The organism is Streptomyces sp. NPDC047014 (assembly GCF_040644195.1).
In the GTDB taxonomy this organism is placed as follows: Bacteria; Actinomycetota; Actinomycetes; order Streptomycetales; family Streptomycetaceae; genus Streptomyces.
Genome location: NZ_JBEYVX010000029.1, coordinates 1 through 16,980, shown reverse-complemented (window position 1 = coordinate 16,980; position 16,980 = coordinate 1). Strand labels below are relative to the sequence as shown.

18 protein-coding genes are annotated in these 16,980 nt (G+C 73.9%); 7 read left to right on the top strand and 11 right to left on the bottom strand.

Translation table 11 applies throughout. The annotated features are described in order from the left end of the window. Positions 1 to 52 precede the first annotated feature (52 nt). Genes ABZ873_RS18130 through ABZ873_RS18120 form a run of 3 tightly spaced genes read right to left on the bottom strand, consistent with a single transcriptional unit; the run spans position 53 to position 2,351 of the window. Positions 53 to 586, bottom strand: coding sequence for a hypothetical protein (locus ABZ873_RS18130; protein WP_360872450.1), 534 nt, complete (start codon positions 584 to 586; stop codon positions 53 to 55). Positions 587 to 615: 29 nt separating this feature from the next. Then, the gene (locus tag ABZ873_RS18125) at positions 616 to 1,452 is read right to left on the bottom strand and encodes a class II fructose-bisphosphate aldolase (RefSeq protein ID WP_360872447.1); all 837 of its coding nucleotides are present in this window, start codon (positions 1,450 to 1,452) and stop codon (positions 616 to 618) included. Further along, positions 1,449 to 2,351: an SIS domain-containing protein gene (locus ABZ873_RS18120; protein WP_360872444.1), complete on the bottom strand. Its 903-nt coding sequence runs from the start codon at positions 2,349 to 2,351 to the stop codon at positions 1,449 to 1,451. The genes ABZ873_RS18125 and ABZ873_RS18120 overlap by 4 nt, the downstream gene beginning before the upstream one ends. A gap of 208 nt (positions 2,352 to 2,559) precedes the next feature. Here ABZ873_RS18120 and ABZ873_RS18115 point away from each other — a divergent pair, with 208 nt between their 5' ends. Continuing rightward, on the top strand, positions 2,560 to 3,339 hold the full coding sequence (locus ABZ873_RS18115) for a DeoR/GlpR family DNA-binding transcription regulator (protein WP_360872441.1): 780 nt from the start codon (positions 2,560 to 2,562) through the stop codon (positions 3,337 to 3,339). Between the two features lie 31 nt (positions 3,340 to 3,370). Here ABZ873_RS18115 and ABZ873_RS18110 read toward each other — a convergent pair whose 3' ends face one another. The 3 genes from ABZ873_RS18110 to tdh form a co-directional block, all read right to left on the bottom strand. Then, entirely contained in the window at positions 3,371 to 4,285 is a 915-nt protein-coding gene (locus tag ABZ873_RS18110; protein ID WP_360872439.1) for a LysR family transcriptional regulator, read from the bottom strand. A gap of 12 nt (positions 4,286 to 4,297) precedes the next feature. Next, positions 4,298 to 5,506 (bottom strand): glycine C-acetyltransferase, encoded by a 1,209-nt coding sequence (locus ABZ873_RS18105; RefSeq protein WP_360872436.1) that lies wholly within the window; start codon positions 5,504 to 5,506, stop codon positions 4,298 to 4,300. A gap of 118 nt (positions 5,507 to 5,624) precedes the next feature. Further along, the gene (gene tdh / locus ABZ873_RS18100; protein ID WP_360872434.1) at positions 5,625 to 6,653 is read right to left on the bottom strand and encodes an L-threonine 3-dehydrogenase; all 1,029 of its coding nucleotides are present in this window, start codon (positions 6,651 to 6,653) and stop codon (positions 5,625 to 5,627) included. 188 nt (positions 6,654 to 6,841) lie between these two features. On the opposite strand from tdh, the gene ABZ873_RS18095 reads away from it, so the two are divergent. After that, the gene (locus tag ABZ873_RS18095; protein WP_360872431.1) at positions 6,842 to 7,750 is read left to right on the top strand and encodes an alpha/beta hydrolase; all 909 of its coding nucleotides are present in this window, start codon (positions 6,842 to 6,844) and stop codon (positions 7,748 to 7,750) included. A gap of 53 nt (positions 7,751 to 7,803) precedes the next feature. Here ABZ873_RS18095 and ABZ873_RS18090 read toward each other — a convergent pair whose 3' ends face one another. Continuing rightward, positions 7,804 to 8,541 carry a class I SAM-dependent methyltransferase gene (locus ABZ873_RS18090; protein ID WP_360872428.1) on the bottom strand — a complete coding sequence of 246 codons (738 nt, stop codon included), beginning with the start codon at positions 8,539 to 8,541 and terminating at the stop codon, positions 7,804 to 7,806. A 201-nt stretch (positions 8,542 to 8,742) separates the two neighbouring features. Here ABZ873_RS18090 and ABZ873_RS18085 point away from each other — a divergent pair, with 201 nt between their 5' ends. Then, a complete protein-coding gene (locus ABZ873_RS18085) occupies positions 8,743 to 10,914 on the top strand; it encodes a SpoIIE family protein phosphatase (RefSeq protein WP_360872575.1) in 2,172 nt (723 codons plus the stop codon). Positions 10,915 to 10,917: 3 nt separating this feature from the next. Here the strand turns inward: ABZ873_RS18085 and ABZ873_RS18080 are convergent, their stop codons facing one another. Next, complete coding sequence (locus ABZ873_RS18080; protein ID WP_360872425.1) at positions 10,918 to 12,723, bottom strand: glycoside hydrolase family 15 protein; 1,806 nt, start codon at positions 12,721 to 12,723, stop codon at positions 10,918 to 10,920. 135 nt (positions 12,724 to 12,858) lie between these two features. Continuing rightward, positions 12,859 to 13,425, bottom strand: a complete 567-nt coding sequence (locus tag ABZ873_RS18075) for a DoxX family membrane protein (RefSeq protein ID WP_360872422.1) — start codon at positions 13,423 to 13,425, stop codon at positions 12,859 to 12,861. A gap of 116 nt (positions 13,426 to 13,541) precedes the next feature. Between ABZ873_RS18075 and ABZ873_RS18070 the strand changes: the two genes are divergently transcribed. Together ABZ873_RS18070 and ABZ873_RS18065 are read left to right on the top strand one after the other, a co-directional pair. After that, positions 13,542 to 14,009, top strand: a complete 468-nt coding sequence (locus ABZ873_RS18070; RefSeq protein WP_360872419.1) for a MarR family transcriptional regulator — start codon at positions 13,542 to 13,544, stop codon at positions 14,007 to 14,009. Positions 14,010 to 14,064: 55 nt separating this feature from the next. Continuing rightward, complete coding sequence (locus tag ABZ873_RS18065; protein ID WP_360872417.1) at positions 14,065 to 14,361, top strand: YkvA family protein; 297 nt, start codon at positions 14,065 to 14,067, stop codon at positions 14,359 to 14,361. 18 nt (positions 14,362 to 14,379) lie between these two features. On the opposite strand, the gene ABZ873_RS18060 is transcribed toward ABZ873_RS18065, so the two are convergent. Together ABZ873_RS18060 and ABZ873_RS18055 are read right to left on the bottom strand one after the other, a co-directional pair. Further along, positions 14,380 to 14,751 carry a VOC family protein gene (locus ABZ873_RS18060; RefSeq protein ID WP_360872415.1) on the bottom strand — a complete coding sequence of 124 codons (372 nt, stop codon included), beginning with the start codon at positions 14,749 to 14,751 and terminating at the stop codon, positions 14,380 to 14,382. Between the two features lie 86 nt (positions 14,752 to 14,837). After that, a complete protein-coding gene (locus ABZ873_RS18055) occupies positions 14,838 to 15,473 on the bottom strand; it encodes an alpha-ketoglutarate-dependent dioxygenase AlkB (protein ID WP_360872412.1) in 636 nt (211 codons plus the stop codon). A 388-nt stretch (positions 15,474 to 15,861) separates the two neighbouring features. Here ABZ873_RS18055 and ABZ873_RS18050 point away from each other — a divergent pair, with 388 nt between their 5' ends. After that, positions 15,862 to 16,089, top strand: coding sequence for a CbtB-domain containing protein (locus tag ABZ873_RS18050; protein ID WP_360872409.1), 228 nt, complete (start codon positions 15,862 to 15,864; stop codon positions 16,087 to 16,089). Positions 16,090 to 16,101: 12 nt separating this feature from the next. Next, positions 16,102 to 16,935 carry a CbtA family protein gene (locus ABZ873_RS18045; protein WP_360872406.1) on the top strand — a complete coding sequence of 278 codons (834 nt, stop codon included), beginning with the start codon at positions 16,102 to 16,104 and terminating at the stop codon, positions 16,933 to 16,935. The last annotated feature ends 45 nt before the right edge of the window (positions 16,936 to 16,980 follow it).

The window sequence follows — 16,980 nt, the reverse complement described above, 5'->3', positions numbered from 1 at the left end:
TTCGGAAGGGCCGTCACACGGAGCCGCCACACGGAACCGTTGCATGTGGCCCTCACATGTAGAGGTAGACCAGGTCGAAGCAGACCAGGTTGCGGCCCGTGTCGAAGAGGTACGGCCCCGACACGTGCGGCGACGCCCCCTCCGCCCCCGCCCGGTTCGCGTGCGCGTCGAACCGCGGGCTGTGCTGCCACGCCGCGTCCCCGGGTACGTGCGGCACCAGAGGCTCGGGCAGGTCCGACGGCTGCGCGCCGGGCCCGAAGTCGTACTCCGGGTTGCGTACGATCGCGTCCGCGCCCCCCGCCGCCATCCGCGCCACCCCCACCAGCCGGACCCGCGCGTCCGGGCCCGGGATGGTGCGGTCCCCGCCCGGCGCGTCGATGTTGTAGCCCACCCAGTGCGCCTCGGCCAGCTCCCCGAGGTACGGCCGCAGCCGCGAGTTCAGCGGCTCCAGGTCCGTGCGCACCTGGTGGCGGTACGGAGGCGACGGCTTGAGCGCATACGCCGTGCCGCCCGCCACGGCCAGCAGCGGGATCCCGGCGATCAGCAGGAACCTGCGCCGGTTCGTCCCGCCCCGCTGCGCTTCCACGTCCGCACCGCCTCCGCCCCGCCCGCCCGTCAGTTCAGGGCGCTGATCATAGCCGTCGCCGTCGCCGTCATCGCCGTACGGGCCGCCGTCAGGTACGGGCGCGGGTCCGCCGGGGTCAGATGGGCGCGGATGGCCTCGGTCATGGCCAGGTTGAGCGCGGTGCCGATGTTGACCTTGCGGATACCGCCCGCGACGGCCGCCGCCAGCTCGGCGTCCGGCAGCCCGGAGGAGCCGTGCAGGACCAGCGGTACGTCCACGCTCTTCGCCAGCCGCGCGAGCAACGCGTGGTCCAGGGCCGCCGTCCGGCTGGTCATGGCGTGGCTGCTGCCGACGGCGACGGCCAGCGCGTCGACCCCGGAGTCCGCGACGAAGCGCCGTGCCTCGTCGGGATCGGTACGGGCGCCGGGCGCGTGCGGATCCAGCGGCGCGGCCCCGTTCTTCCCGCCGACCTCGCCCAGCTCGGCCTCGATCCACAGCCCGTTGGCGTGCGCCCAGTCGGCCGCGGAGCGGGTGGCCTCCAGGTTCTCGGCGTACGGGAGCTGCGCCGCGTCGTACATCACGGAGCTGTACCCGGCGTCGCACGCCTGCCGGAGCAGGTCGGGGCTCTTGACGTGGTCCAGGTGCAGGCCGACGGGGACTCCGGCGGCCTCGGCGCAGGCCGCGGCCGCCCGGGAGATCGGCAGCAGCCGGCCGGCGCGGAACTTCACGGCGTTCTCGCTCAGTTGGAGGATCACGGGCAGTCCCGCGGCCTCGGCCCCGGCGACGACCGCCTCGGCGTGCTCCAGGGTGATGATGTTGAACGCGGCCACGGCCCGGCCCGAGGCGGCCGCCTCCCGGACCAGCTCACCGGCGGACATGAGGCTCATCGGACCGCCTCCTCGCCGGTGGTGAGGATCACCGAGCGCGTGAGATGGCGCGGCTGGTCCGGATCGAGGCCGCGGTGGGCGGCGACGGCGAGCGCGAGGCGGTGTACGCGGACCAGTTCGGCGAGCGGGTCGAGCCTGCCTCCCACCCACTGCCCGCCGGTGGCGCGGACCTGCTCGGGGAGCCCGTCGGGGGTGGTGCCGAGCGACCAGGTGACCGTACCGGGGCCGGAGACGCTGATCGGCCCGTGCCGGTACTCCATGGCCGGATAGGACTCGGCCCAGGACAGCGACGCCTCGCGCATCTTCAACGCCGCCTCGTGGGCGAGCCCTACGCTCCAGCCGCGCCCGAGGAAGGTGAACTGCCCGAGCTGGTCCAGCCCGACGGGCAGCGGTTCGTCGAGGGCGGTGCGGGCGTCGGCCACCGCGGCGGGGGTGTGCAGCCCGAGGTGGGCGCGCAGCAGGGTGAGGGCGGTGGTGGCGAAGCGGGTCTGCACGACGGACCGCTCGTCGGCGAAGTCGAGGACGACGAGCTCGTCCGCGAGGGTCATCACCGGGGTGGCGGGGTCCCCGACCACGGCGGTCGTCGGCACGCCCACGTCCCGCAGGGCGGCCAGCAGGTCCAGCACCTCGGTGGTGGTGCCGGACCGGGTCAGGGCGAGGACGCGGTCGTAGCGGCGGTGGAGCGGGAACTCGGAGGCGGGGAAGGCGTCGGTCTCGCCCTGTCCGGCCTCCTCGCGGAGCGCGGCGGCCGCCTGGGCCATGTAGTACGAGGTCCCGCACCCGACGATCGCGGTGCGCTCCCCCGGCAGCGGGAGCACCGCCCGCCGGCCGGGGGCCAGTTCGGCGGCCCGCTCCCAGCATGCGGGCTGCGTGCCCAGCTCGTACGCGACGTGACTCATACAGGCTCCCTCGTGCGACGGACCTCTGCGGTGCGATGCGGTGCAGTGCGGTGCTATGCAAAGCGACGTGATGCGTTTTCCTGCACGGTAGCGGGCAGTTTCGCGCAACTTCAAGCAACCACGAGCGGCGGCAGGAGACTTCCCCTGGGCTAATGTCGCCGCAGAACACCGAGCAGCACACCCAGCAGCACACCCCGAGGAGCCGCCGATGACCCGCAAGGAGCGCTGGCAGACGCTGCTGGACCTGCTCGTGGAGCGGGGCGGCCTGGAGGTGGAACCGGCCGCCGAGGCGCTCGGCGTCTCCGCCGCGACCATCCGCCGCGACCTCGACCAGCTCGCCGAGCAGCAGCTGCTGGTCCGCACCCGCGGCGGCGCGGTCCCGCACGGCGTCTCCTACGAACTCCCCCTGCGCTACCGGACGTCACGGCGCGCCGCCGAGAAGGGCCGTATCAGCGCGGCGGTCGCCGCGCTGATCAGCCCCGGCGAGGTGATCGGCCTGACGGGCGGCACCACGACCACCGAGGTGGCCCGGGCGCTGGCCGCCCGCCCGGATCTCGCGCAGGGCTCCCCGGCGCTCACGGTGGTGACGAACGCCCTCAACATCGCGGGGGAGCTGGTGATCCGCCCGCAGTTCAAGATCGTGCTCACCGGTGGCGTCGCCCGCCCCCAGTCGTACGAGCTGACGGGCCCGCTGGCCGAACAGGTCCTCGGGCAGCTCACCGTGGACACGGCGGTGCTCGGCGTGGACGGTTTCGACCCCCGGGACGGCGCGGCCACCCGCCACGAGGACGAGGCTTCGGTCAACCGCCTGCTGTGCGAGCGGGCCCGCCGGGTGGTGGTGGCGGCCGACTCCAGCAAGCTGGGCGTGCGCGCCTTCGCCCGGATCTGCGCCCCGTCGGAGGTGGACGTCCTGGTGACGGACACGGACCTGCCCCAGCAGGTGGCCGGCCGCTTCGAGCGGTCCGGGGTGCGGGTGGTCCGCGTCTGAGCGAGCCGGAACCGCCCCGGGGACCCGGCCCTCAGTGCGTGGGCAGCCGTTCCGCTTCCCGGGCCAAGGCGGCCAGCACCGGGGCGATCAGCGGATGGGTCTCCCCGCCGCGCCGGGTGGCGGCGAAGACGCGTCGGGTGGCCGCCGGGCCGGTCACCGGGCGGACCTGGACCTCCTTGAGGTCCATGCCCCGCAGGGCCGAGCGGGGTACGAGGGCCACGCCCGCCCCGGCTCCGACCAGGGCCGTCACGGCGCGGAAGTCGTCGGAGGAGTGGGCGAACCGCGGCTGGAAGCCCGCGAGTTCGCAGGCCAGCAGGGTCACGTCATGGCAGGGGTTGCCCGGGTACTGCCCCACCCAGTCGGAGTCCGCGAGGTCCGCGAGGGCCACCGCGGGCAGGTCGGCCAGCGGATGCCCGGCGGGCAGTACGGCGTCGAAGGGCTCCGCGTACAGCGGGAGCACGGAGAGCCTGCCGTCGTCGGCCCCCGGCGCGCCCCGGTACTCCACCGCGAGGGCGAGATCCGCCTCGCCGTCCAGCAGCAGCGGCAGGCTCTGGTCGCCCTCGGCGTCCCGGACCCGCAGCCGGATCCCCGGATGCTCCCGCGCGAGCCGGGCGATGGCCGGGGCCAGGACCTCCGCGATGCCCGTCGCGAAGGCGGCCACCGTGACCTCGCCGCCCGCGCCCTCCGCGTAGGCGGCGAGCTCCGCCTCGGCCCGTTCCAGCTGCGCGAACACCTCGTGGGCGTGGCCGAGCAGGATCTCCCCGGCGGCGGTGAGCCGTACCCCGCGCCCGCTGCGGACGAGCAGCGTGTGGCCCGTCTCCTGTTCCAGCGCCGCGAGCTGCTGGGAGACGGCGGAGGGGGTGAGGTAGAGGGCTGCGGCCGCGGCGGTCACCGTACGGTGGTCCGCCACGGCCCGCAGGATGCGCAGCCGGCGGGGGTCGATCACCCCTCCATGATGTCAGCCCTGAGCAGCGGAAAGCGCCGCTCGGGCGTCGATGAAGGCGGCCACGGCGCGCTCGACGTCGGCCGTCGAGTGGGCCGCCGAGAGCTGTACGCGGATACGCGCGGCGCCCATCGGCACGACCGGGTAGGAGAAGCCGATCACGTACACGCCGCGCTCCAGCAGCAGCTCGGCCATCCGGCCCGCCTCGGCCGCGTCGCCGATCATGACGGGGGCGATGGCGTGGTCGCCGGGCAGGATCTCGAAGCCGGCCTCGGTCATCCGCTCGCGGAAGAGCGCGGTGTTCGCGGCGAGGCGTTCGCGCAGGTCACCGGCGGACTCCAGCAGGTCGAGGACCTTGAGGGAGGCGGCGGCGATGACGGGGGCGAGGGAGTTGGAGAAGAGGTACGGGCGCGAGCGCTGGCGCAGCAGCTCCACGATCTCGGCGCGGGCGGCGACATAGCCGCCGGAGGCGCCGCCGAGGGCCTTGCCGAGGGTGCCGGTGATGATGTCGACGCGGTCCATGACGCCGTGCAGCTCGGGGGTGCCGCGGCCGCCGGGGCCGACGAAGCCGACGGCGTGGGAGTCGTCGACCATGACCATGGCGTCGTAGCGGTCGGCGAGGTCGCAGATCTCCTGGAGCGGGGCCACGTAGCCGTCCATGGAGAACACGCCGTCGGTGACGACGAGCTTGCGGCGGGCGCCGCCCTCGGTGGCCTCCTTGAGGCGGGCTTCCAGCTCGGCCATGTCGCGGTTGGCGTAGCGGAAGCGGCGGGCCTTGGACAGGCGGATGCCGTCGATGATGGAGGCGTGGTTGAGGGCGTCGGAGATCACCGCGTCCTCGGCGCCGAGCAGAGTCTCGAAGACACCGCCGTTGGCGTCGAAGCAGGAGGAGTAGAGGATCGTGTCCTCCTGGCCGAGGAAGGCCGAGAGGCGGGCCTCCAGCTCCTTGTGGACCTCCTGGGTGCCGCAGATGAAGCGTACGGAGGCCATGCCGTAGCCCCAGCGGTCCAGGGCGTCCTTCGCGGCGGCGACGACCTCGGGGTGGTCGGCCAGCCCGAGGTAGTTGTTGGCGCAGAAGTTGAGCACCTCGCCGGCGGCGCCGCCCGCGGTGACGGCGACGGCCGCGCTCTGCGGGGTGCCGATGACCCGCTCGGGCTTGTGCAGGCCCGCGGCGCGGATCTCGTCGAGGGTGCTGCGGAGGTCGTCGCGGACGGTCTCGAACATGCGGGGTCTTCTCCTTGTGCGGCCGGATGCGGCGGAGGGGGGCCGGGCCCCGCGGAGGGGGGAGGGTGTGCGGGGCCCGGCCGGAGGGAGATGGTGCGTGGGGGAAGGGGGCGTGCGGTTACGCCGTCCAGTCCAGGATGATCTTGCCGCTGCGGGCGGTCGCCGCCTCGTCGAAGGCGGCCTCGAAGTCGCGGTGCGAGTAGCGGCCGGTGATGACGGGGCTGAGGTCGAGCCCGCCCTCCAGCAGCACGGTCATCGCGTACCAGGTCTCGAACATCTCGCGTCCGTAGATGCCCTTGATCGTGATCATCGAGGTGACGACCTTCGCCCAGTCGACGGGGAACTCCGTCGCGGGCAGGCCCAGCATGGCGATCCGGCCGCCGTGGGTCATGTTGTCGATCATGTCGCGCATGGCCTCGGCGCGTCCGGACATCTCCAGGCCGATGTCGAAGCCCTCGCGCAGGCCCAGCTGCGTCTGCGCGGCGGCGATGGAGGACTCCGCGACGTTCACGGCGAGGGTGGCTCCGGCCTTGCGGGCGATCTCCAGCCGCTCGGGGCTGACGTCGGTGATGACGACGTTGCGCGCGCCGGCGTGCTTGGCGACGGCGGCGGCCATGATGCCGATGGGGCCGGCGCCGGTGATCAGTACGTCCTCGCCGACGAGCGGGAAGGACAGGGCGGTGTGCACGGCGTTGCCGAAGGGGTCGAAGATCGCGGCGACGTCCAGGTCCACGGCGGTGCGGTGGACCCACACGTTCTGCGCGGGCAGGACCACGTACTCCGCGAAGGCGCCGTCCCGGCCCACGCCGAGGCCGACGGTGCTGCGGCACAGGTGGCGGCGGCCGGCGAGGCAGTTGCGGCACTTGCCGCACACCAGGTGGCCCTCGCCGCTGACGAGCGCGCCCAGCTCGATGTCACGGACGTCCGCGCCGACGGCGGCGACCTCTCCGACGAACTCGTGGCCGAGGACCAGCGGGGTCTTGACCGCGCCCTGCGCCCAGCCGTCCCAGGAGCGGATGTGCAGGTCGGTTCCGCAGATGCCGGTGCGCAGCACCTTGATCAGCACGTCTCCGGCGCCGTACTCCGGCTCGGGGACGTCCATGAGCCACAGGCCCGGCTCGGCCTTGTGCTTGACGAGTGCCTTCATGGGGTGGCTCCAGGCATGCGGAAGGGGGCGCCGGGGGCGGGGTGGGTCCGGCCGGCGTCGGTGACGGGCACCAATCTGCCGATCACCATGGTGATCAGTCCATCGAGACTTTCTTAAGCGGGCCGACAGTGCAGCTTCACGCCTATGCTCCTCCGGTGACGGGGCAGGGAAAAGGGGAGGTGGGGCGCGTGCCGAGTGTGAGCAGCAGGGTGCTTTCGGCGGCGCTGGTGGCGGCGGGGCGGCGAAGACGGTTCGCGTCCGCCGAGGCGGTGCGGGACGGCGTGGCGCGGGCCGCCCGCAGGCCCGCCTCGCATCTGCCGCCGCGGCGGCTGGGGCGGGTCGCGGAGGTCTCGCGGACCTTCGTGGGGGCGTGGCCGGTGTACGACGTGTGCCCGCTGGGGGCGGAGCCCGCGGCGCAGGTGCTGTACGTGCACGGCGGCGGGTACGTGCACGAGCTGGTGCGCCCGCACTGGGAGCTGGTCCGGACGCTGGTGACGCGGGCGCGGGCGCGGGTCGTCGTACCGGCGTACATCCTGGCGCCCCGGGGTACCGCGGACCGGACGGTTCCGGTGGCGACGGATCTGCTGAGCGGCCTGATCGCGGGCGGCGGGGACGGCGGCACGGTGCTGATCGGGGACTCGGCGGGGGCCGGGCTGGCGCTGGCGGCCGCGCAGCGGCTCCGGGACCGGGACGGGGAGCAGCCCTCGCGGATCGTACTGATCTCCCCCTGGCTGGACGTGACGATGAGCCATCCGGACCAGGCGGCCCTGGAAGCGGCGGATCCGATGCTGGCCCGCGCGGGGCTGCGGGAGGCGGGCCGGCTGTACGCGGGGACCCTGGCGCCGGAGGATCCGCGGGTGAGCCCGCTGCACGGGAGCTTCGCCGGGCTGGCGCCGATGACGGTGTTCACGGGCACCCGGGACCTGCTGACCACGGACAGCCGGGAGCTGGTGCGGCGGGCGCGCGAGGACGGGGCCGAGGTGGAGTTCCACGAGGAGGCGGGGCTGCCGCACGCCTACCCGCTGATGCCGCTGCCGGAGGGGCGTGCGGCGCGCGAGCGGATCGTGGCGCTGGTCCGCGCGGCGGCGCAGCTGTGAGGGCGGCGGCGCGGCGGGCGCGGGGCTCAGGGGCGGCATCCCGGGCGGGCCGGTCAGGCCGTGCAGGTCATCAGTGAGCTGATGGGCCAGGCGCGGTAGGCGGTCCAGTAGGCGTCGTCGCGGACGGGGTCGGCGGGCGGGGTCCGGTTCGGCTGCCAGCCGACGGTGACGAAGCCCGCTTCGACGGCCGCCTCGGCGAGGTCGGAGTGGGCCCATTCGCGGAATTCGAAGGGCACGGGCGGCTCGGTCAGGAAGTGCGCCTTGAGCAGCGGGGCGTCGCCCTCGCGGACCCGGTCGAGGATCCGCACCCCGTACGGGGACCAGTCCACGCGCGGGAACGCCCCGGCGTTCGGGACGATCGCGAGCAGCCGGCCACCGGGGCGCAGGTTGGCGCGGACGGAGCGGAACATGGCGTGCAGGGTCCGGCGGTCGGGCGCGTAGCTGAAGACGTAGGCGGCGGTGGCCAGGTGGAAGGGGCCGAGGGCGGGCAGCCCGGCGGCGTCCGCGACGAGGTATTCGACGTCGGTGCGGTCCTTGGTGTCCTCGTGGGCGCGGGCCTGCCGGATCATCTCCTCGGAGACGTCGACGCCGACGGTGCGGCGGGCTCCGCCGCGGGCGAGCAGGCGGGTGTTGTAGCCGTATCCGCAGGCCAGGTCGAGGGCGTCGAGGCCGCGCAGCCCGCCGAGGGCGTCGAGGGCGCCGTGCAGGGTGTAGGTGTCGGCGGCGGAGTAGGCGGCGGCGCCGCTGGATTCCGCGTACCGCTCGCCGATGGTGTCGTAGTGGAACCGCATGCTGTGCCTTCCGGTGGCCCGCCGGGGGTGCTGACGCGTGCGTATCGTGCCCCGCGGTACGGGCGGTCGGCGGCCCGCACAGCCGTGCGTCCCCCGGACGAGGGAAGCGGTCGGCCTAGCGCGGACCGGGGTCGGCGGGGGCCGGAGCGGGTCCCGGCCGGGATGCAGGGGCCGCGGCCCTGGGGGCATGCTGACTGTGTGATGGCGAGAGCGGAGAGCGCCGACCGCGCCACGGACGCCACCGCCCAGGCGCTCGCGCGGGCCGTCGTCGGTGCCGTGGAGGCCGTCGGGGGGTTCGCGGGCGGGATCTACCTGCGCTCCCCCACCTCCGGGCTGCTGCTGCTGGCCACCTTCACCGGGCTGCCGCTGCCCCTGTTCCGGCCGTGGTGGCGGATGCACGTGAACCGCCCGTACCCGGTGGCGGAGGTGTTCCGCTCGGGGCAGGCGGTGCACCTGCCCGACGCGGAGTCGGCGATGAGCCGCTTCCCGCAGCTGATGGCCGGGCTGCCCTTCCCCTTCGGCTCCCTGTACGAGCCGGTGACCGCCGGGACCGAGCGGTTCGGCGTCCTGCTGGTGCTGCGGCCCGCCACCCCGGGCGTCCCCGTCGGGGCCGGGGACCGGCGGCGGCTCCGGGAGGCGGCGGACGGGCTGGCCCGGGAGCTGGCCGGGCTCGCGCCGGCCGGGGAACCGCTGATGTGGGAGGGGGACCCGCTGGACGTGCCGGGGCCGGGCGCCGGCCCGTCGGCGGGGGCGGAGGGGGCGCGGGCGGCCGTGGACCGGCTCGCGCAGGCGGTGCTGTCGCTGGACCGGCAGGGCAGGATCGGCTTCGTCAACGTCCCCGGCGAGCGGCTGCTCGGCGCCGGTGCGGCGGAGCTGCGCGGACGGCTGCTGTGGGAGGCGCTGCCCTGGCTCGGGCATCCGGCGTACGACGACCACTTCCGCGCGGTGTTCATGGCGGCGAAGCCGGTGCGCTTCGAGGCCCGGCGGGGGCGGCATCCGCCCGGGGAGTGGTTCGCGGTGGACCTGTACCCCGCACCCGACGGCGTGACCCTGACCCTGACGGCCGGGGCCGCCTCCGCGTACGCGGCCCCGGCACTCGCCGGCCGGGACGAGCTCGCCGACGCGGGCAGCGGCACGGGCGTGGGCTCCCCCGCCGACCGGGCCTCGACGCTGTACCGGCCGGTCGCGCTCGCGATCGCGCTGACGGAGGCGGTCACCGCCCGGCAGGTGTCGGCGGTGGTGACCGACGAGCTGCTGCCCGCCTTCGGGGGCCGCCAGCTGGCGATCTACCTGCTCGACGAGCGGCATCTGCACCTGGCCTGGGAGACGGGGTTCCCGCAGGGCTTCCTGAACCGCTTCGACGGGGTCGCGCTCGACGTACGGCTGCCGGGTGTGGAGACGCTGACCACGGGCCGGCCGATGTTCTTCGAGTCGATGCAGCATCTGGCGGCGGCCTATCCGGGCATCCCGCTCGACGCGGACGTCGGGGCGCGGGCCTTCCTGCCGCTGATCGCCTCGGGCCGGCCGGTGGGCTCCTGCATCCTCGGCTTCGACGCGCCCCGCGGTTTCAGTCCGGAGGAGCGTACGGTGCTGACCGCGCTGGCCGGCCTGATCGCGCAGGCCCTGGCCCGGGCCCGGCGCTACGACAGCGAGGCGGCGCTCGCCCACGGGCTGCAGTCCGCGCTGCTGCCGCACCGGCTGCCGGTGCGGCCGTTCGTGGACACGGTGGGCCGCTATCTGCCCGGCTCGGTGGGCATGGACGTGGGCGGCGACTGGTACGACGTGGTGGAGACCGGCTCGGGCCTGCTGGCGCTGGTCATCGGGGACGTCCAGGGCCACGGCGTGGCCGCCGCCGCGACCATGGGCCAGCTGCGCAGCGCCGTACGGGCCTTCGCGCTCAGCGGCAGCTCCCCGGAGAAGGTGGTGAGCGGCACCAACCAGCTGCTCATCGACCTGGATCCGGGCCAGTTCGCGAGCTGCTGCTACGTCCTGCTCGACCCGGCGTCGGGCGCGGTGCAGGCTGTCCGGGCCGGGCACCCCCAGCCGCTGCTGCGCCATCCGGACGGCCGGACCGAGGTGCTGGACCTGGCGGGCGGGGTGGTGCTGGGCATCGACCCGGAGGCGGTGTACCCGGTGACGGAGCTGCGGCTGGAGCGGGGCGCGGTGCTGGCGCTGTACACGGACGGGCTGGTGGAGCGGCCGGGGGTGGACATCGACGTCGGGGTGGAGCGGCTACGGCGGGCCCTGGGGGCGGCCTCGCCGGTGCCGCTGACGGAGACCGCGGACCGGCTGGTCGGGGAGGCGGGCCAGGACGCGGACCGGCCGGACGACATCGCCCTGCTGCTGGCCTCCCGCACGGGCGGGGCGGCGTAGGACTCAGGGGGTCAGGGTGGTGGGGGCCTCGGCGCCGGCCAGGGTGAGGGCGGTGTTGACCAGGCCGACGTGGCTGAACGCCTGCGGGAAGTTGCCGAGCTGGCGTCCGGCGACGGCGTCGTACTCCTCGGCGAGCAGTCCGACGTCGTTGCGTACGGACAGCAGGCGTTCGAAGAGTTCGCGGGCCTCCTTCTCGCGGCCGGTCATGTGCAGGGCGTCGGCAAGCCAGAACGAGCAGGCCAGGAAGGCGCCTTCGTCGCCGGGCAGGCCGTCGACGGTGGAGTCGGCGGTGCTGTAGCGGCGGACGAGCCCGCTGCGGCCGAGTTCGGCGCGGACGGCGTCGACCGTGCCGACGACGCGGGGGTCGTCGGGGGGCAGGAAGCCGACGCGGGGGATGAGCAGGGTGGCCGCGTCGAGCTCCTGGGAGCCGTAGTACTGGGTGAAGGTGTTCCGTTCGGGGTCGAAGCCCCGCTCGCAGACGTCGCGGTGCACCTCGTCGCGCATGGTGCGCCAGCGGTCGAGTTCGCCGGGGAGGGAGGGGTCGGCCTCCATGGTGCGGACGGCGCGGTCGGCGGCGACCCAGGCCATGACCTTGGAGTGGACGAAGTGGCGGCGCGGGCCGCGGACCTCCCACAGGCCCTCGTCGGGGCGCCGCCAGTTGCGTTCGAGGAAGTCGAGGAGGGCGAGCTGGATGCGCCAGGCGTGCTTCTCGGCGGGCAGTCCGGCGGCGCGGGCGAGGTGCAGGGAGTCGATGACCTCGCCGTAGACGTCCAGTTGGAGCTGGTCCACGGCCGCGTTGCCGATGCGTACGGGGGCGGAGCCCGCGTAGCCGCGCAGCCAGGGCAGTTCGCTCTCGGGGATCCGGCGCTCGCCGGCGATGCCGTACATGATCTGGAGGTCGGCGGGGTCTCCGGCGACGGCGCGCAGCAGCCACTCGCGCCAGGCGCGGGCCTCGTCGAGGAAGCCGGTGTTCAGGAGGGAGCCGAGGGTGAGGGTGGAGTCGCGGAGCCAGCAGTAGCGGTAGTCCCAGTTGCGGACGCCGCCCAGTTCCTCGGGGAGGGAGGTGGTGGCGGCCGCGGCGATGCCGCCGGTGGGGGCGTAGGTGAGGGCCTTGAGGGTGATCAGGGAGCGGGTGACGGCTTCCTGGTAGGGGCCCTCGTAGCGGCACTGGGAGGCCCAGTCGTGCCAGTCGGCGAGGGACTGGTCCAGGGCCTCGAAGGGGTCGCAGGGGTCGGGGCGCGGCTCGTGGGAGGGGTGCCAGGTGAGGACGAAGGCCACGCGCTGGCCGGCGCTGACGGGGAACTGGGAGCGGGTGCTGTTGGCCTCGCCCCAGGTGCGGACGGCCGGTTCGCTGCGGAACCAGGCCGAGTCGGGGCCGCCGACGGCGACGCGTTCGCCGTTGCTGCGGCGCACCCAGGGCACGACGTGTCCGTAGTCGAAGCGCAGGCGCAGGGTGCTGAGCATCCGCACGGTGCCGCTGACGCCCTCGACGATGCGGACCACGTCGGGGGCGACGTCGCGCTGGGGCATGAAGTCGATGACCTTGACGGTGCCCGTCTCGGTCTCCCAGTACGACTCCAGGACCAGGGAGCCGTCGATGTAGGAGCGGCGGGTGCAGCGCTCGCCGTCGGCGGCGTCGAGGGGGGCCAGGCGCCAGTGGCCGTTCTCCTCCTCGCCGAGGAGTTTGGCGAAGCAGGCCGCCGAGTCGAAGCGCGGCAGGCACAGCCAGTCGATGGACCCGTCGCGGCCGACCAGTCCGCTGGTCATGAGGTCGCCGATGAGTGCGTAGTCTTCGATGGGTTGTGTCATTTGTGCGCTCTTCCCCTGAATGTCCGGGGCCAATCCGCTCGGGCCCCGGACACCCCCGGGCGCTGCCGTTCCGCGTCAGCCGTTCCTGGAACCTGACCCGGAAAAGGGGTTCTAGTCGCGGCTGATCACTGGTCGCTAGTCGCGGATGAGGAGGGTCAGGGCGGCGAGGACCACGGCGAGGGCGAGGGCCAGGGCGCCGTGGGCGAGGCGGTGGCCGCGCAGCACGGGCAGGTGGCGGTCGACGGCGTAGCGGCCGGGGCCGGTGAGGGCGAGGGCCGCGGCTCCGGCGGTGAGGAGGAGCTCGTACTCGATGCCCTCGGGGGCGAAGAAGGCGCCGGTGCCGTGGACGGCGATGGCGTTGATCATCGTGCCGACGACGGCGGCGCCCGCGAGCGGGGTGAGCAGGCCGAGGGCGAGGCCGAGCCCGCCCAGGGTCTCGGTCAGGCCGGCGACGACGGCCATGGCATCGCCCGCCGGGTAGCCGCTGGCGGTGAAGAACTGGCCGGTGCCGCTGATGCCCCCGCCGCCGAACCAGCCGAAGAGCTTCTGCGTGCCGTGCGCGGCGATGGTCAGGCCGAGGACCAGGCGCAGGAGCAGCAGGCCGGTGTCGTGGGCGGGGGTGGAGAGGGTGGTGGCGGGGTGGGACTGGCCGGCCGGTGCGGGGGCCTGCGGCTTCGTCGTGGAGACGGAGGGGCTGGTCATGGGGATCCTTCCGGTCGAGCGGCCCGGGGAGGCAGAAAGAGTTGTTCAAATTCGAACCGCTACCGGAGGACCCTAACCATTGATTCAAATTGGAACAACCTGTGTAGGCTGGGGCCATGGCTGAACCGAGATGGCTGGACGAACGCGAGATGCGGGCCTGGAGCGGCTTCCTGGCCGCCTCGGCCCTGGTGAACCGGCGCCTCGACCAGCAGCTCAAGGACGAGGCCGGGCTCTCGCACCCGCAGTACGAGATCCTGGTCCGGCTGGCCGCCGCGCCGGACCGCGAGCTGCGGATGACCGAGCTGGCGAATGGCCTGATCAATTCCAAGAGCGGCCTGACCTACCAGGTCACCCAGCTGGAGAAGGCGGGCCTGGTCCGCCGCCGCAGCTGCCCCTCCGACGTGCGCGGGGTGTACGCCGTCCTCACGGACGCGGGGACCGCCAAGCTGGAGGAGGCCGCTCCGGGGCATGTCGCGACGGTCCGGGAGATCCTGGTCGACGTCCTGACCCCCGAGCAGCTCGACGCGCTCGCCGACGGGCTGGGCGAGGTGGGCCGGCGGCTGCGCGAGCAGGGCGCGGGCTGAGCCCGTTCCGGCCGGGCGGCGATAGCGGGCCGCCCTTTCGGGGTATAGGGGCGCCATGGACGGAAAGGTCTGGCTGACCCTGGGTGTGATCGTCGCCGTCGGGCTCGCGATCGCCGCGGCAGTGCTGCTCGTACGGGTCTTCGCGGCGCGCCGCCTGCTGCTCGACGCGGGTATCCCGCTGCGCGACAAGGCGCTGTTCTGGGTCGCGGTGATCTACACGGTCTCGCCCGTGGACCTCATCCCGGACCCGGTCTATCTGGACGACATCGGCGTCCTGCTGCTGGCCCTGCGTTCGCTGCACGCGGCGGCGGGGGCGGCGCGGTCGCCGAAGGAGCCGGACGCGGCGCTCTGAGGGCGGTCTCGCGGCTGGTCAGACGTGCTGGTCGACGAGCACCGGATTGCCGTCGGGGTCCACGACGAGGAAGCTGCCCGGGCCCGAGCCCTCCTCGTCCGTCTGCATCAGGAAGGTCACCCCGCTCTCCCTCAGCTCCCGCTGGAGCTCCCGGACGTCGGTGAACTCGCCCACGGGCTGCGCGGAGGAGTCCCAGCCCGGGTTGAAGGTCAGCATGTTCTTCTCGAACATGTCCTGGAACAGCCCGATCACGTGATCGCCGTTCTTGAGGATCAGCCAGTTCTGCGCCGGGTCCCCGCCGAAGGCGGTGAAGCCGAGCTTCTCGTAGAAGGCCCTGGAGACCTCGATGTCCCGCACGGACAGACTGACGGAGAACGCGCCCAGATCCATGCGCACCAGCCTGGCCGCCCGCCGCCGGGCCCGCAAATCGGCGGCGGACCGGAGGGCGCACCGGGGAGCGGACCGGGGCTCCGGGATCAGCGGACCCCGTGCGGCCGGAACTGGATGCTGATCCGCGGTCCGACGGCCCGCGCCGACTTCGGTATCGCGTGCTCCATCGTCCGCTGGCAGGACCCGCCCATGACGACGAGGTCCCCGTGCCCCAGGGGCAGCCGCAGCAGGGTGGGCCCGCCGTCGCGGGGCCGGAGGGCGAGGTCGCGCGGATCCCCCACGGAGACGATGGCGACCATGGTGTCCTGCGTCGCGGAGCGCCCGGTGCGGTCCCCGTGCCAGGCGACGCTGTCGCGGCCGTCCCGGTAGAGGCACAGGCCGGCGGTGGTGAAGGGCTCGCCCAGCTCGGCGGCGTAGTGGCCGCTCAGGGCCTCCCGGGCGGCGGTCAGCGAGGGGTGCGGCAGCTCCTCGCCCTCCCCGTAGAAGGCGAGCAGCCGGGGGACGTCCACCTCGCGCTCGTACATCTGGCGCCGTTCGGCCCGCCAGGGCACCTCGGCGGCCAGCCGCTCGAAGAGCGCGTCGGCGCCGGTCAGCCAGCCGGGCAGGTGGTCCACCCAGGCGCCGGACCCGAGCACGGTGCGGCGCAGCCCGCCGAGGGGGCCGAGGCCGATCTCGTCGCCCTGGTCGAAGAGGGAACCCTGGAGTGCCTGGACCGCGTACATGCTTCCAGCCTAGCCCCAGAACCGAACACCTGCGCGATTTACGCGGGCTCCCACGGCACCCGCGAGCGCGCGGGGATACGGACGAGGGTGCGAGCTGTCCAACTGCCGGACTCCGCAAGGCTTTCGGCGCAGGTGGGAGGGCTTGTACCGGGGCGCGGGCATGTGATCAGCAACTCACGGTCTTGGCCGAAAGCCCGCCGCACGGTACGGTCGCGGCGACATAAAGACATAGCGACGACGGCGAGACGGAAGTCCGGTGAGAATCCGGCATGGTCGCGCCACTGTGTGCTGCGGTCGCCTCCCCGGGGGCGGCCAAGGCGAGTCAGACCCGAGGACCGTCGTCCTGCACCACCGTATGGGACGCGTTGTTCCCCGAGGAGGTTCCATCATGGCCGAGGCCGTCGCTTCCGCTGCCATATCCACCCCCGCCGTCTCCCCGTCGGCCCCGCTGCCTGTGCGCGCCGTCCTGCCCTGGGCGCTGTTCGTCGGTCTCCTGATGCTCGTCGCCCTGTACTTCGTCGGCGCGGAGCAGGGCGCGACCGCCCTGTTCTCCGGCGAGGGCGTCCACGAGTGGGTGCACGACGGACGTCACCTGCTCGGCTTCCCCTGCCACTGAGAGGCCACGCACATGTACGCCTCTACTGTCAGAGGTCTCCTGGTCCGCGGCATGCTCGCGGGCCTGATCGCAGGGCTGTTCGCGTTCGCCGTCGCCTACGTGGTGGGTGAGCCGCCGGTACGGGGTTCCATCGCCGTGGAGGAGGCCGCGGCGGCGAAGGACGCCGCGGCCGCGCCGAGCGGCCACGCCGGGCACGGCGACGCCGCGCCGGGCGAGGCGGCGGCCGAGGAGGAGGAAGAACTCGTCAGCCGGCCGGTGCAGTCCACCGCCGGTCTGGCGACGGGCGTCCTCGTCTACGGGGTCGCGCTGGGCGGCATCGCCTCGCTCGCGTTCTCGTTCGCCCTCGGCCGCGTGGGCCGTTTCAGCCCGCGCGCGACGGCGGCGCTCACCGCGGGAGGCGCCTTCGCCACCGTGTACCTGGTGCCGTTCCTCAAGTACCCGGCGACCCCGCCGGCGGTCGGCAACCCGGACACGATCGGGCAGCGCACCACGCTGTTCTTCCTGATGATCCTGCTCAGCGTGCTGCTCGGTGTGGGCGCGGTCATCCTCGGGCGCCGGCTCGCGCCGCGCCTGGGCAACTGGAACGCGACGCTGGCGGCGGGTGCCGGCTTCGTCGTGGCGACGGGTCTCGCGTTCGCGGTGCTGCCGGCGAACGACGACGCGGTGAAGCCGGAGTTCCCCGCGGCGTTGCTGTGGGAGTTCCGGGTCGCGTCGCTGGCCGTACAGCTGGTGCTGTGGGTGGTGTTCGCGGTCGTCTTCGGCGTCCTCGCGCAGCGGCTGCTGGCCACGCGCACGGATCCGGCCGCGGCGGCGACGCCCGCGCAGGAGTCCCCGGCGCTCGGCTGACCGCCGGACCGCCGGCTGGTCCGCCTACCCGCGCCAGCTGGACTT